Annotated in this window: 11 protein-coding genes and 4 tRNA genes; 2 read left to right on the top strand and 13 right to left on the bottom strand. The window is 44.1% G+C overall.

Going from position 1 to position 13,809, the window contains the following annotated elements:
* Positions 1-2 precede the first annotated feature (2 nt).
* The 13 genes from rpoB to GJQ68_RS12660 all read right to left on the bottom strand — a co-directional run bounded on the left by rpoB (position 3) and on the right by GJQ68_RS12660 (position 11,690).
* Positions 3-3,878, bottom strand: a complete 3,876-nt coding sequence (gene rpoB, locus GJQ68_RS12720) for a DNA-directed RNA polymerase subunit beta (RefSeq protein ID WP_162417657.1) — start codon at positions 3,876-3,878, stop codon at positions 3-5.
* A 157-nt stretch (positions 3,879-4,035) separates the two neighbouring features.
* A complete protein-coding gene (gene rplL / locus GJQ68_RS12715) occupies positions 4,036-4,416 on the bottom strand; it encodes a 50S ribosomal protein L7/L12 (protein ID WP_162341762.1) in 381 nt (126 codons plus the stop codon).
* Positions 4,417-4,464: 48 nt separating this feature from the next.
* Positions 4,465-5,004: a 50S ribosomal protein L10 gene (gene rplJ, locus GJQ68_RS12710; protein WP_162417656.1), complete on the bottom strand. Its 540-nt coding sequence runs from the start codon at positions 5,002-5,004 to the stop codon at positions 4,465-4,467.
* A 2-nt stretch (positions 5,005-5,006) separates the two neighbouring features.
* Positions 5,007-5,705: a 50S ribosomal protein L1 gene (gene rplA / locus GJQ68_RS12705; RefSeq protein WP_162417655.1), complete on the bottom strand. Its 699-nt coding sequence runs from the start codon at positions 5,703-5,705 to the stop codon at positions 5,007-5,009.
* A gap of 10 nt (positions 5,706-5,715) precedes the next feature.
* Positions 5,716-6,159: a 50S ribosomal protein L11 gene (gene rplK / locus GJQ68_RS12700; RefSeq protein WP_162341756.1), complete on the bottom strand. Its 444-nt coding sequence runs from the start codon at positions 6,157-6,159 to the stop codon at positions 5,716-5,718.
* A gap of 3 nt (positions 6,160-6,162) precedes the next feature.
* Positions 6,163-6,720 (bottom strand): transcription termination/antitermination protein NusG, encoded by a 558-nt coding sequence (nusG, locus tag GJQ68_RS12695; RefSeq protein WP_092174265.1) that lies wholly within the window; start codon positions 6,718-6,720, stop codon positions 6,163-6,165.
* 18 nt (positions 6,721-6,738) lie between these two features.
* Entirely contained in the window at positions 6,739-6,927 is a 189-nt protein-coding gene (gene secE, locus GJQ68_RS12690) for a preprotein translocase subunit SecE (RefSeq protein WP_162341754.1), read from the bottom strand.
* A 130-nt stretch (positions 6,928-7,057) separates the two neighbouring features.
* A tRNA-Trp gene (locus tag GJQ68_RS12685) sits at positions 7,058-7,128 on the bottom strand.
* Between the two features lie 112 nt (positions 7,129-7,240).
* Positions 7,241-8,428 carry an elongation factor Tu gene (tuf, locus tag GJQ68_RS12680; protein ID WP_162417654.1) on the bottom strand — a complete coding sequence of 396 codons (1,188 nt, stop codon included), beginning with the start codon at positions 8,426-8,428 and terminating at the stop codon, positions 7,241-7,243.
* A gap of 59 nt (positions 8,429-8,487) precedes the next feature.
* Positions 8,488-8,559, bottom strand: a tRNA-Thr gene (locus GJQ68_RS12675).
* A gap of 37 nt (positions 8,560-8,596) precedes the next feature.
* Positions 8,597-8,669 (bottom strand) — tRNA-Gly (locus GJQ68_RS12670).
* A 167-nt stretch (positions 8,670-8,836) separates the two neighbouring features.
* Positions 8,837-8,919: transfer RNA gene (locus GJQ68_RS12665), tRNA-Tyr, on the bottom strand.
* A 158-nt stretch (positions 8,920-9,077) separates the two neighbouring features.
* Positions 9,078-11,690: a M1 family aminopeptidase gene (locus GJQ68_RS12660; RefSeq protein WP_162417653.1), complete on the bottom strand. Its 2,613-nt coding sequence runs from the start codon at positions 11,688-11,690 to the stop codon at positions 9,078-9,080.
* A 414-nt stretch (positions 11,691-12,104) separates the two neighbouring features.
* On the opposite strand from GJQ68_RS12660, the gene pyrH reads away from it, so the two are divergent.
* Positions 12,105-12,815 (top strand): UMP kinase, encoded by a 711-nt coding sequence (pyrH, locus tag GJQ68_RS12655; protein WP_162341748.1) that lies wholly within the window; start codon positions 12,105-12,107, stop codon positions 12,813-12,815.
* 8 nt (positions 12,816-12,823) lie between these two features.
* Complete coding sequence (gene frr / locus GJQ68_RS12650) at positions 12,824-13,384, top strand: ribosome recycling factor (RefSeq protein WP_162341746.1); 561 nt, start codon at positions 12,824-12,826, stop codon at positions 13,382-13,384.
* The last annotated feature ends 425 nt before the right edge of the window (positions 13,385-13,809 follow it).

Below are 13,809 nucleotides of genomic sequence, written 5' to 3'. Positions count from 1 at the left end.
AGTTAGTCAAGCGTAATTTCCAATGCAAGTCCCCTGAGTTCATGTACCAATACATTGAAAGACTCAGGTATGTTTGCTTTTGGTAAATTTTCCCCCTTAACAATGGATTCATAGGCCTTGGCCCTGCCAATGACATCATCGGATTTTACCGTTAAGATTTCTCTCAACACGTGCGATGCACCAAAAGCCTCCAGTGCCCACACTTCCATCTCTCCGAAACGCTGACCACCAAATTGGGCTTTTCCACCCAATGGCTGCTGGGTAATCAACGAATACGGTCCGATGGACCGGGCGTGCATCTTATCGTCCACCAGGTGACCGAGTTTCAGCATGTAGGAAACGCCCACGGTGACGGGTTGATCAAATTTCTTACCGGTCAGTCCGTCGAACAGGTAGGTCCTACCAAAAGAAGGCAGCCCAGCTTTATCCAACTCGGCAGCTACCTCATCGGTAGTCGCTCCGTCAAATATTGGAGTGGCATAGGTCTTTCCTAATTCCTTGCCTGCCCAAGCCAAAACCGTTTCGAATATCTGACCAATATTCATCCGCGACGGTACACCAAGCGGGTTAAGTACAATGTCCATAGGAGAACCGTCCTCCAGGAAGGGCATGTCCTCATCCCGAACGATACGAGCCACAATCCCTTTGTTACCGTGCCTACCGGCCATCTTATCGCCAACTTTTAGCTTTCGCTTTTTAGCTACGTAAACTTTCGCCAACTGAACAATCCCCGCAGGTAATTCATCTCCTACTTCAAGGGTAAACTTATCCCGCTTGAAAATTCCTGAAATTTCATTGCGGGTATTGGTATAGTTCTTAACCAACTTCTGAACAAGTGCATTCGCATGGGCATCATCGGTCCAGTCATCCAAGATAATATCGGATATCAGGTTTACCTCCTCAGCCACGTTGTAATTACTCTCGTCCCTGTAAGGGTTTTTTGCTGGGAATAGGTTGTTTTCAATGTTCTGGTAATTGAACTTCATTCCCTTACTGATGATCTCATCTCCAAACTTATGACGAACGCCATTGGAAACTTTCCCTTCAAGAATCTGCACCAGTTTATCAATCATTCGCGCCCGAACAGCGAGTAAATCCTTACTGTAAGATTGCTTTAACCTTTCTACTTCCGCTTTCGCTTTCGCTCGAAGGTCCTTGTCCTTTTTAGGCCGTGAAAACAACTTCGTCTCAATCACCACTCCGTTTAAGGAAGGGGAGGCTTTCAAAGAGGCATCCTTTACGTCACCCGCCTTGTCACCGAATATGGCCCGTAGCAGTTTCTCTTCCGGAGTAGGATCCGTTTCACCCTTGGGAGTAATCTTTCCGATGATGATGTCTCCTTCTTTTATTTCCGATCCGACCCTGATAATACCGTTTTCGTCCAGGTTTTTAACAGCATCTTCCGATACATTTGGGATCTCTGAAGTAAGCTCTTCTTCTCCGCGTTTCGTGTCCCGGACTTCCAACTGAAATTCCTCGATATGGATGGAAGTAAAGACATCTTCTCGCACCACCCGCTCGGATATTACAATAGCATCCTCAAAGTTGTAACCCTGCCAGGGCATGTAGGCGACCAACAGGTTTTTGCCTAAAGCAAGTTCTCCTTTATTGGTAGAATACCCTTCCACGAGCACCTGTCCTTTTTTAACCTTTTGTCCTTTTAAGACAATTGGGGTAAGGTTAATCGTCGTGTCCTGATTGGTCCGTCGGAACTTAATCAGGTCATAGGTTTTATACTCATCACTGAAATTTACCAGCAATTCATCGCTGGAAAGCTCGTACTTGGTGACGATCTTTTCGGCATCCACGTAGTCTACGACTCCGTCTGCTTCTGCAAGAATCAGCGAACGTGAATCGATTGCTGCCTTTCCTTCCAGTCCGGTACCGACGATCGGTGCCTCTGCTTTTAACAAGGGAACGGCTTGCCGCTGCATGTTGGAACCCATCAGGGCCCGGTTAGCATCATCATGCTCCAGAAACGGAATCAGGGAAGCCGCCACCGAAACAATCTGGTTGGGTGCCACATCCATATAGGATATTTCTTTCGGTTCCAAGACCGGGAAATCACCTTCAAACCTGGCTTTCACCTTATCATTTACAAAGTTTCCTTTTCCATCCAGAGGCGCATTGGCCTGCGCAATATTATTGTCGTCCTCTTCTTCCGCCGTAAGGAATACGATGTCTTCAGCATTCATACTTACTTTACCCTCACTAACCTTTCGGTAGGGAGTTTCCAGAAAGCCCATGCTATTAACCTTTGCGTGTACACAAAGAGAAGAAATCAACCCAATATTGGGCCCTTCCGGGGTTTCGATGGTACACAAACGACCGTAGTGCGTGTAGTGCACGTCTCGTACCTCAAATCCAGCACGTTCCCGGGAAAGTCCACCAGGACCCAGCGCAGATAACCTTCTTTTGTGGGTTAGCTCGGCCAAGGGATTGGTCTGGTCCATAAACTGACTCAACTGGTTGGTACCAAAGAAGGAGTTAATCACAGAAGACAGCGTTCTGGCATTAATCAGATCAACCGGTTTAAAATCTTCGTTGTCCCGAACATTCATCCGCTCACGGATCGTTCGGGCCATTCGTGCCAACCCGACACCAAACTGACTGTAAAGCTGCTCACCTACGGTTCTTACCCGACGATTGCTCAAGTGGTCAATATCATCGACCACAGCTTTGGAGTTGATAAGCCCGATCAGGTATTTTACAATGGAAATAATATCCTCGGTAGTCAATACGATTTTCTCAGAATCGATATCCAGTCCGAGTTTTTTATTTATCCTGTACCTGCCTACTTCTCCCAGGTCGTAACGCTTATCAGAGAAAAACAACCCGTGGATTACCTCCCTTGCGGTCGCTTCATCCGGAGCTTCTGTATTCCGCAGTTGCCGGTAAATTACTTCTACTGCCTCTTTTTCAGAATTGGAGTTATCTTTCTGTAGCGTATTATAAATAATGGAATAATCGGCAATATTAACGTCCTCCCTGTGGAGAATAACGCTTTTGGTGCCCGATTCCAAAATCAACTCAATATCTTCATCCGTAAGGATGCTATCTCTTTCCAATAAGACTTCATTCCTATCAATAGAAACCACCTCTCCGGTATCTTCGTCCACAAAGTCTTCTACCCAGGTCCGTAAAACACGCGCCGCTAGCTTTCTGCCAATGATTTTCTTTAGGTTAGACTTATTGGATTCCACTTCTTCGGAAAGACCAAATAAGTCCAGAATCTGCTTATCAGATCCATATCCGATGGCCCGTAAAAGGGTGGTAACCGGGAATTTCTTTTTCCGGTCAATGTAGGCATACATGACATTATTGATATCAGTAGCAAATTCTATCCAGGAACCTTTAAAAGGAATGATCCGGGCAGAATAAAGCTTGGTACCATTGGTGTGTTTACTTTGGGCAAAGAAAACACCAGGTGACCGGTGGAGCTGAGATACAATAACGCGCTCTGCTCCATTGATTACAAAAGATCCCTTTTCGGTCATGTAGGGGAGGTTTCCTAGAAATACCTCCTGCTCAATCGTTTCGAAATCCTCATTGTCTTCATCAGAGCAGAGCAATCGCAATTTTGCTTTTAGGGGAACTGAATAAGTCAGACCCCGGTCGATACTTTCGGAAACATTGTATTTGGGAGGATCTACGGTATAGTCGATAAATTCAAGGGTGAAATTTTCCCGGGAATCACTGATGGGAAAATTTTCAGAGAACACCTTGAAAAGACCATCCTGCCTTCTTTTCTCTGCAGGAGTATCCAACTGGAAGAAATCTTTAAAAGATTGCAGCTGAATATCTAAGAAATCCGGATAGTCTTTGACTACCTTTATGGATGAGAAACTTTTCCTTTCGGTTTGATTCTGGATAGCCAAGGCAGTATATAATTTTAGTGAAAGTTTTTATAAATATAGGACAATTTACACTTAAAAAAGTGCAATTTATTTACTGTCCATAAACAGGAAAAGACCTGACTGATAAGTCAGGTCTAATGCTGATTAACCAAATCCAATCGGAGTTGGCTATTCAATTCTATTTAAGCTCAACTTCAGCTCCAGCTTCTTCAAGTTGCTTTTTAAGAGCTTCCGCTTCTTCTTTACTTACTCCTTCTTTAACAGCTTTAGGAGCACTGTCTACGACTTCTTTGGCTTCTTTTAGTCCCAAACCTGTCAATTCCTTAACAAGTTTAACTACCGCCAATTTTTGTCCACCTGCAGCTTTTAAGACAACATCAAAAGAAGACTTCTCTTCTTCAGCAGCACCTTCGCCAGCGGCTCCACCTCCAGCTACTACAGTAGCGGCAGCAGCGGCAGGTTCGATACCATATTCATCTTTTAAAATTGCGGCTAACTCATTTACCTCTTTTACAGTTAAATTAACTAACTGCTCAGCGAATGCTTTAAGATCTGCCATTGTATTAACTATTTAAATTGATTGTTTTTACTAATTTGAATGATTTTTTTAAGCTTCTTTTTCGGCCAGTGTTTTCACCAGACCTGCAAGCGTGTTCTTTCCGCTCTGAAGTGCTGACAGCACATTGGTAGCAGGAGATTGGAGTAAACCAATAACTTCTCCTACCAGTTCTTCTTTGGATTTCAGTTTGGAAAGCACTTCCAGGTTGTTTTCACCTAAAAATTGATCTCCATCAACGGAGGCTCCTTTGAACAAGGGACGCTTGTTTTTAGGGCCCAGTTTCTTTCTGAAATCTAGAATTACCTTCGCAGGAAGGTTACCAATCTCCTGAGAAAACAGGATACCGGAAAAGCCTTTCAGCGTTTGTTCGGCGAAGTCAGCATAATCTGCCTCCATATTTTCAAGGGCTTTCTTGATCAGGGTATTTTTATAAACCCGGTACTCAAGCCCTTTATCGAAACACATCTTCCTGAAACTGTTTACCTGAGCAACACTGAATCCCGAAGCATCGGCAATGTAAAAATGCGGAGTAGTCTTCAGTTTGTCGGTAAGTTCTTCAATTATGGTTTTTTTGTCTTCTCTCGTCATAATTATATACCTTGAATACTACTTTTATCGATCACGATACCCGGAGACATGGTGCTGGATAAATGAATGCTTCTGAAATAAGTGCCCTTTGCGGCAGATGGTTTCAACTTTGAGATGGTCAAAATCAGCTCGCGTGCATTTTCCTGAATTTTTTCAGGACTGAAAGAAACCTTTCCTACGCTTGCATGAATAATACCAAACTTATCTACTTTAAAGTCGATTTTACCAGCTTTTACTTCTTTAACCGCTTTCCCTACATCAAGGGTCACCGTACCGGATTTGGGATTTGGCATCAATCCTCTCGGACCCAAAACCCTACCCAATCTACCTACTTTAGCCATTACATTCGGAGTGGTAATGATGACATCCATGTCAGTCCATCCCCCTTCGATTTTAGCAATGTACTCGTCCAAACCAACATAATCGGCTCCAGCCTCTTTGGCTTCTTCTTCTTTGTCAGGACTGCAAAGTACCAATACTTTCAATTCCTTGCCTGTTCCATGAGGAAGGGCCACTACACCTCTGACCATCTGATCAGCTTTTCGTGGATCCACTCCCAGACGAATATCCAGGTCTATTGAGGAATCAAATTTGGTCTTTGATATTTCCTTAACAATTGAAGAAGCCTCTGCCAGGGAATAGTGTTGGCTAGGGTCGTATTTAGAAAGAGCTTCTTTTTTACTTTTTGTTAACTTAGCCATTTTTTACGTATTATTCCTCCCAAGGAGCTTTTCCTGAAACTGTGAGGCCCATACTTCTGGCAGTACCCGCGATCATTTTCATGGCGGAGTCTACCTTAAAAGCATTTAAATCAGGCATTTTCACTTCTGCAATTTCTTTTACCTGATCCCAGGACACTGAGCCAACCTTTTTCCTGTTGGGTTCCGAAGAACCACTTTTCAATTTTGCCGCTTCCAGCAACATGACAGCTGCCGGTGGTGTTTTTACAACAAAATCAAACGACTTGTCCGAATAAATCGTCACAAGTACAGGAAGAACCTGGCCCATTTTATCCTGAGTTCTGGCATTGTATTGCTTACAGAACTCCATGATGTTCAACCCTTTTGAACCAAGGGCCGGACCAACTGGAGGAGATGGGTTTGCCTGGCCACCTTTAACCTGTAGTTTTAGATAACCAGAGATTTCTTTAGCCATTTCCTAATCTTGTTTTTCTACTTGTATAAAGTTTAACTCAACGGGAGTGTTTCGACCGAAAATCTTAACCATAACATTAAGCTTTTTCTTGTCTTCAAACACTTCCTCAATCACACCCGAGAAACCACTAAAGGGACCGTCCATTACTTTCACGGTCTCTCCGACTATAAATGGTGTATCTAGTTTTTCTGCAAACTCATCAATCTCTTCAACCCGACCTAAAATCCGATTGATCTCTGACTGACGTAATGGCTCAGGGGTTTTGGAAGCCCCCCCTTGGTTTGACCCTAAAAAACCGATAACTCCCGGTATGCTCGTAATTACGTGATTGGCTTCTCCATGACTGAGATCCGCATTAACCAGAACATAGCCAGGAAAGAAATTCCTCTCCCTAACACGTTTCTTGCCGTTTCGCATCTCATATACTTTCTCAGAGGGTATCAAAACCTCGGGGATAAATTCCTCCAGCTTTTGACGGGCAATTTCATTGTCCAGATAAGTCTTCGCTTTTTTCTCCTGACCTGCCACTACCCTGAGCACGTACCATTTGTGATCTGCCATCCCGTTTTTTAAAATTCTTTAGAATAAATCATAAAACCATGTCATGATATTTTCGAATGTCAGGTCTATCAAACCGATGACTAAAGCGAAAATCAAGGAAGCCACCAGCACTAGCACCGCACTGTTTTGTAGAGACGAATACTTAGGCCAGGTGACCTTGTTTTTCATCTCATCGATGGATTCGACTACAAAATTTTTAACATTCATCCTTGTAAAATTGGTTAACAATGAACCCCTATCCGTTCCCTCAGGCCCTGAAGATGGGTTCGTACTTTTAACTTGCTTCCAAAAACATTGATCCCAACGCTTCTGACATGGTTTTACCCTTAGTTGATTGCACGGGCGGAGAGATTCGAACTCCCATCAACGGTTTTGGAGACCGCTATTCTGCCATTGAACTACGCCCGTATATTACGACCCTCAAATAAGGAACGCAAAAGTAGTGATAAAAGGCCAAAGAAACAAATGCGATCCCAATTAATATCAGGATCGCATTCGTACTATGGTCAGTAAATCAAGATTAGTCCAAGATTTCAGTTACCTGTCCGGCTCCTACCGTTCTGCCACCCTCTCGGATCGCAAATCGAAGTCCTTTTTCCAAGGCCACTGGATTGATCAGTGATACTTCAATCGTAACGTTGTCACCAGGCATCACCATCTCAACGTTTTCAGGAAGTTTTATCTCTCCTGTCACGTCAGTGGTTCTTAGATAGAACTGAGGACGGTATTTGTTGAAGAAAGGTGTATGTCTACCACCCTCTTCTTTAGAAAGTACATAAACTTCCGCTTTGAAATGAGCGTGAGGCGTAACAGATCCGGGCTTACAAATAATCATCCCTCTTTTGATCTGCGCTTTTTCAATACCTCTCAACAACAATCCTACGTTGTCACCTGCTTCACCTCGATCAAGGATCTTACGGAACATCTCTACTCCCGTAACGGTAGACTTAAGTCCTTCCGCTCCCATACCGATAATATCAACTCCTTCTCCTGAGTTAACGACTCCTCTTTCAATTCTTCCGGTAGCAACGGTACCCCTACCAGTGATAGAAAATACGTCCTCTACTGGCATCAGGAAATCTTTATCGATGGCTCGCTCAGGAAGTGGGATGTGCTCATCCACTGCTTTCATCAATTCCATTACGGCATCTTCCCATTTGGCTTCCCCGTTAAGGGCTCCCAGGGCTGATCCTGCAATTACAGGAATGTTGTCTCCATCAAACTCATAGAAAGAAAGCAATTCTCTTACTTCCATTTCCACCAATTCAAGCAGTTCGGGATCATCTACCAAATCTACTTTGTTCATGAATACCACCAAAGCGGGTACACCTACCTGACGAGCAAGCAAAATGTGTTCTCTGGTTTGTGGCATTGGACCATCCGTGGCTGCAACTACAAGAATTGCACCGTCCATCTGGGCAGCACCAGTAACCATGTTTTTTACGTAGTCAGCGTGACCGGGACAGTCAACGTGGGCATAGTGCCTTAACTCCGTTTGATACTCTACGTGTGAGGTATTGATCGTAATACCTCTTTCCTTTTCTTCCGGCGCGTTGTCGATGGAAGCAAAGTCTCTTAATTCAGAAAGACCCTTTCTGGCCAATACAGTGGTAATGGCAGCAGTCAAAGTAGTCTTGCCATGATCGACGTGACCAATCGTACCTATATTAACGTGGGGTTTGGAACGGTCAAAGGTTGCTTTTGCCATGCGTGAAAATCCTCTGTTTAGTTAAAGATTAAATTTCATTAAGTGTTTGAAATGTTCAGAGCCAACGACGGGATTTGAACCCGTGACCTCTTCCTTACCAAGGAAGCACTCTACCACTGAGCTACGTCGGCTTTTTACATCCAGTTTTATGCCCTATATAAAGCATAGAGCGGGAGACGAGGCTCGAACCCGCGACCTGCAGCTTGGAAGGCTGCCGCTCTACCAACTGAGCTACTCCCGCTTATTATAAATGCGCCAATCGAATCAGATTTCTCCTATCTTTAGCGGCATCCAAATTCCTTATTTTATTTTTAGAATCCAAAAATATCAAGCTATTATTAATAAAACAATAACTCTTCTCCTTCGTATTCCGGTCCTACCCTTTTGAAGAACCTTTGCTTTAATTCGTGGGGGAAACAGGATTCGAACCTGTGAAGACATAAGTCAACGGATTTACAGTCCGTCCCAGTTGGCCGCTTTGGTATTCCCCCAAATAACAACAATCCGTCTTAAGCAAAACTTCATAAGATTTCCGTTGTTGTCTTAACGGATGGCAAAATTATACCCTTTTACCAAACATTCAAAATATTATAAAAAAAAATCTCCTGTTTTTTACGAATTCAAAAGCATCTCATTCACCATCAGTAATTTACTCCTCATTTAGGTAGGGCGCCAGGTAATATTCCTGGTACCGTCTTACCATCTCATCTTTTTCTGAGGCAAACAGCGATTCGGCAAGTGCTGCCACTCCTTCCTGATCGATAAAGCCAAACAAAGATTGAAAAGCCGCTAGCCGCACATAATTTAGTGGATGCTCGCGGCCAAGTGTTGCGAGGCGGTGGATGGCATCCGAATCGGGGGCACCTTCCACAGACGCATAATAATCTCCGTAATACCCAATAAAATAATACAACGACTCACCCGTAAGGATATCCAGTTTTTCATCCATCCAGGAGGCCTTCTCCACCTGGCCTGTTTGCGTCAGGTAATCTGCCAAAGGTGCTATTATACGAATATTTTCCTCAGCCCTAAATTGTTCAAACAGTTCTTTTTTCTTGTCGGCTTCCCCATCCAACTCCATGACCGCTACCAATGCCGTTCCAGATACCTGATAGGAGGAGTCGTTTACCGTGCGGTAAAGCAAAGGCCGGTATTTTTCAGCATCAAATCCGGCCAGGACTTCCAGCGCTACCGATCTTACAGCATTATTTGGATCATTTTCAACGATATCCGAAATGCTGGTTTCCCACTGAGAAATAAATTTTCGCTTGTCTTCCATGCGAAGCATCCGTTGAAGTGCCAGTTCGCGCACCACCGCAAAAGAATCATTCAGTGCTTTCTGAAAAGTCTCTTCCTTTACTCCCTCTCCTTCGTAAAGAGAAGTAAGGCTGTCCAGGGCCTCTACGCGTGCCAGACCAGAACGCGAGGTAAAAAACTGCTTTTCCAAAAATTCCTTGCCCCGCTGATGCACTTTTTCAGCCAGCAAGGTGTGGTGCTCGTCGAAAACAACCCATTCCGTACCACTGCCATTCTCCAAGGCAAATTGTTGGGAGGCCCGATTCAGCGTGAATTGCTTTTCAGTTCGTTCGCCATCTTTATACACACTGACGGTGAAAGGAATCTTATAAAGCGGGTTTTCTGACAGGTCTTGCCGCTGCTCTACGGTCAATTGAATGTTGTCTTTTTGAGAAAAGTCCCAGCTTATGGCTAGCTCAGGATGTCCGGGGTTAAGAAACCATTGGTTGAAAAACCAATTCAGGTCCATGCCGGAAGCCTTTTCAAATGCCAGTCGAAGCTGGTGAATTTCTACGCTTCCGAAGGCATTTTCTTCCAGGTAATCATGTAATGCCTGAAAAAACACTTCGTCTCCCAGATACCTCCGCAGCATGTGCAACACCCGTCCCCCTTTGGCATAGGTATGACTGTCAAACAGGTCTTCGCTATCTTCATAAAAATACCGAATCAGGGGTTCTTGCTTTTCTTCGGCCTCATCCAGATATTGTTCCAGTGCATTGAAATGGTGCATGTCGGCCTGGTCTCTGCCTTCTTTGTGTTCCATCCACAGGTATTCGGAATAGTCCGCAAACCCTTCGTTTAAGGTTAAGTTTGCCCAGGACTCCGTGGTGACGAGATTCCCAAACCACTGGTGGAACAGTTCGTGCGCAATGATATAATCCCATTCGCTGTCCAGGGCTTCCCTTTCATTCAATTGCAGGCCTTCCATAAAAATCGACAGGGTCGTATTTTCCATGGCTCCGGAAACAAAATCCCTGACCACTACCTGATCGTATTTTTGCCAGGGGAAGGGGGTATCCAGGATTTCTGAAAAAAAGCGCATCATTTCAGGTGTATGGGCAAATACTTTTTTGGCTCCTGCTTCATATTTCGGCTCTACAAAATACCGAATAGGAACCCCTGCCACTGTATCTGCCTCTATGACCGCAAATTCACCAATCACCAGGGCTGATAAGTAAGGCGCGTGGGGTTGATCCATTCGCCAATGGTCCGTCCGGTACCCATCTTCGTGTTTTTCACGGCTCAGTAACTTACCGTTGCTAAGGCTGCTATACCCCTCCGGAACCCGCAGGTAAAAGTCATGCGTTTGCCGCTCATTGGGATGATCGATGGTAGGGTACCACTTAGAAGAATACTCCGTTTCTCCCTGTGTCCAGATTTGTACGGGCTTTGCTGAATCGGAACTGTCGGGGTTAATGAAATAAAGCCCCTTGGAGTCCGCTATGGCAGCGGATGTTTCGGAGGTCCCTTTTTCGGGATAGGCCGTGTACTTGATTCCAATGTGCAAGGTATCCTCTCTGGTAAATTCCCTGGGAAGCGACAGCCGGATGGTTTCCTGATCGTAAGTGAAGGGCAACGGCATGGGTTGTCCCCCTTCTTCCAGCATTGTTTCGTGTATTTCAAAATCTTTGGCATCCAAAACCAATTCACGCTGCGGATAATTATAGGGTGTCAAGGTAAGCAGGGCTTCCCCGAGAACCGCTTGCCGGGCATAATCGAAGGACAATCTGAGTTCGGTATGTAACAAGTCAAAGGCTCGGGTTGCGCTGGGATGGTATTGCTGAAGTGCTATTTCCTTCTCCCTGATCAAGTCAGCAGACAGGCTGTTTTGGGTTGGTACAACCGTATCGGTTGGGGTAAGCTCCTGGGGTGCCCTCTCAACCAGGGTCTGGGCAGCAGGTTTACAGGAAAAAAAGCAAAGAAGTACTCCCAGCAAGGTAAACAGGCGATCAGTCTTGAAATTCACAGGTACTTTATTTTATAATTTATAAAAGTGACAAACCGGAACATGTCGAAGGGAGGTTTACCCTATCTCCTACCGTCCAGCCCTATCGATGGATTAAAATTAGGGAAATGCCGGCACAAAACTAAACAAACAAATGATAATCCGTACCAAGAGCAAAGGAACCGGTACAAACAAGATTGATTTCGAAAGATGAAGCCCGGTATTTGATAGCAATTCGGATGGAGCGGGGCGATTTGCGAGCGAGTGCTGCGATTAAAGAACCTGGAAAAAAACCATTCATCCTTTCAATTTTAGGAATAAGATTTAGTATTCTAAAAACAAGGATTTATATTTGTCGGGCTATAAATTAAAAAAAAGTAATCTAAGCATGCAATTTAAGCCTTGATCGGTCATCAACTGAAAAACTATTCCAAGATGAAATACAAACGAATTCTCCTGAAATTAAGTGGAGAAGCGCTAATGGGCGATAACAGTTATGGTATAGATTCCAAACGCCTGCAAGAATACGCAACAGAAATAAAAAATGTGCATGACCTGGGTGTGGAAATAGCCATCGTCATCGGAGGGGGGAATATCTTCAGAGGCGTGCAGGCGGGCAAGGTAGGCATCGATCGTGTACAGGGAGATTACATGGGCATGTTGGCCACCTTGATAAACGCCATGGCCCTTCAAAGTTCCCTGGAGCAGAATGGCATGTACACACGCTTAATGTCGGGGATAAAGGTAGAAAGTGTCTGCGAGCCCTTTATCCGAAGAAGAGCGATCCGGCATTTGGAAAAAGGAAGAATTGTCATTTTTGGGGCAGGAATTGGCAATCCTTATTTTACGACCGATTCGACGGCCAGTCTGCGTGCGATTGAAATCGAAGCAGAGGTGGTCCTAAAAGGAACCCGCGTAGACGGAGTCTACACGGCTGATCCGGAAAAAGACAAAAATGCAACCCGGTATGCTAACATAACTTTTCAGGAGGTATACGAAAAAAACCTGAATGTCATGGACATGACGGCCTTTACGCTCTGTCAGGAAAACAACCTGCCAATTATCGTTTTTGATATGAACAAAACCGATAATCTGCTGCACCTGATACAGGGAAATGAAGTAGGAACATTGATTACATCAAACTAAAAAGTCCAATGGAAGAGATTCAGTTACAATTAGAGGAAGCGAAATCATTGATGGAAAAGGCGGTTCAGCATACCTCAGCGGAGCTGCTCAAGATCCGGGCAGGAAAAGCCATGCCTAATTTTGTGGATGGAATCATGGTGATGTATTACGGAAACCCTACCCCGATTCAGCAGGTAGCTTCCATCACCACACCGGATGCCAGAACACTTGCTATCAAACCCTGGGAAAAGAACCTGATCCAGGAAATAGAGAAAGCCATTATCAACTCCGATCTGGGGCTGAATCCGCAGAATAATGGCGAAATGGTTTTGCTAACCGTTCCACCACTTACGGAAGAACGTAGAAAGAACCTTGTCAAACAGGTTAAAAATGAGTGCGAGAATGGAAAAATCAGTATTCGAACGATTCGCAAAGACACCAACGATGAACTCAAAAAGCTGTTGAAGGATGGCGTATCCGAGGATGAGGTAAAGCGTGGAGAGGACACCGTCCAAAAATACACAGATGCCTACTCTTCTAAAATTGACGACCTTTTTGAAAAGAAGGAAGCCGAAATCATGAAAGTCTAATGCCTGGCTAACTATACCTGCGTGCAGAAAAAAATAAAGAACAGACAGCTAGAAGCTGACTATTCTTTCCTGTATTAAACCTTACCTGCCAAAGTTAAGGAATTTGAGGAATAAAAAAAATCAGATTTTTCCTGTGTTACGGGTTTAACGAAAGCCCCTTGATTTTTTTGTGTTAACCTTACACTTTCGTCTAAGACCCTGGGCAATTGGTTCTAAACCATCGATTTTTCAAACGAGCTATAAGAGAGTTATCGAAGAGCTATAGCTTATATTTTAGTAGAGAAATAGGCTAAATCTAGCTTGAATTACTGCATTTTATTGAGATTCTTAATTTTTTTTTGTGGGAAATGAAGATTTATTGACTTCAATTTCTATTAATCAACTCACTCTTTTTTTGATGAGTAGATAGCTAAAGTAGCTATTCA

The organism is Cyclobacterium roseum (assembly GCF_010119225.1).
In the GTDB taxonomy this organism is placed as follows: Bacteria; Bacteroidota; Bacteroidia; order Cytophagales; family Cyclobacteriaceae; genus Cyclobacterium; species Cyclobacterium roseum.
The sequence above is the reverse complement of the archived record's forward strand: the minus strand, read 5'-3'. Positions and strand labels throughout refer to the sequence as shown.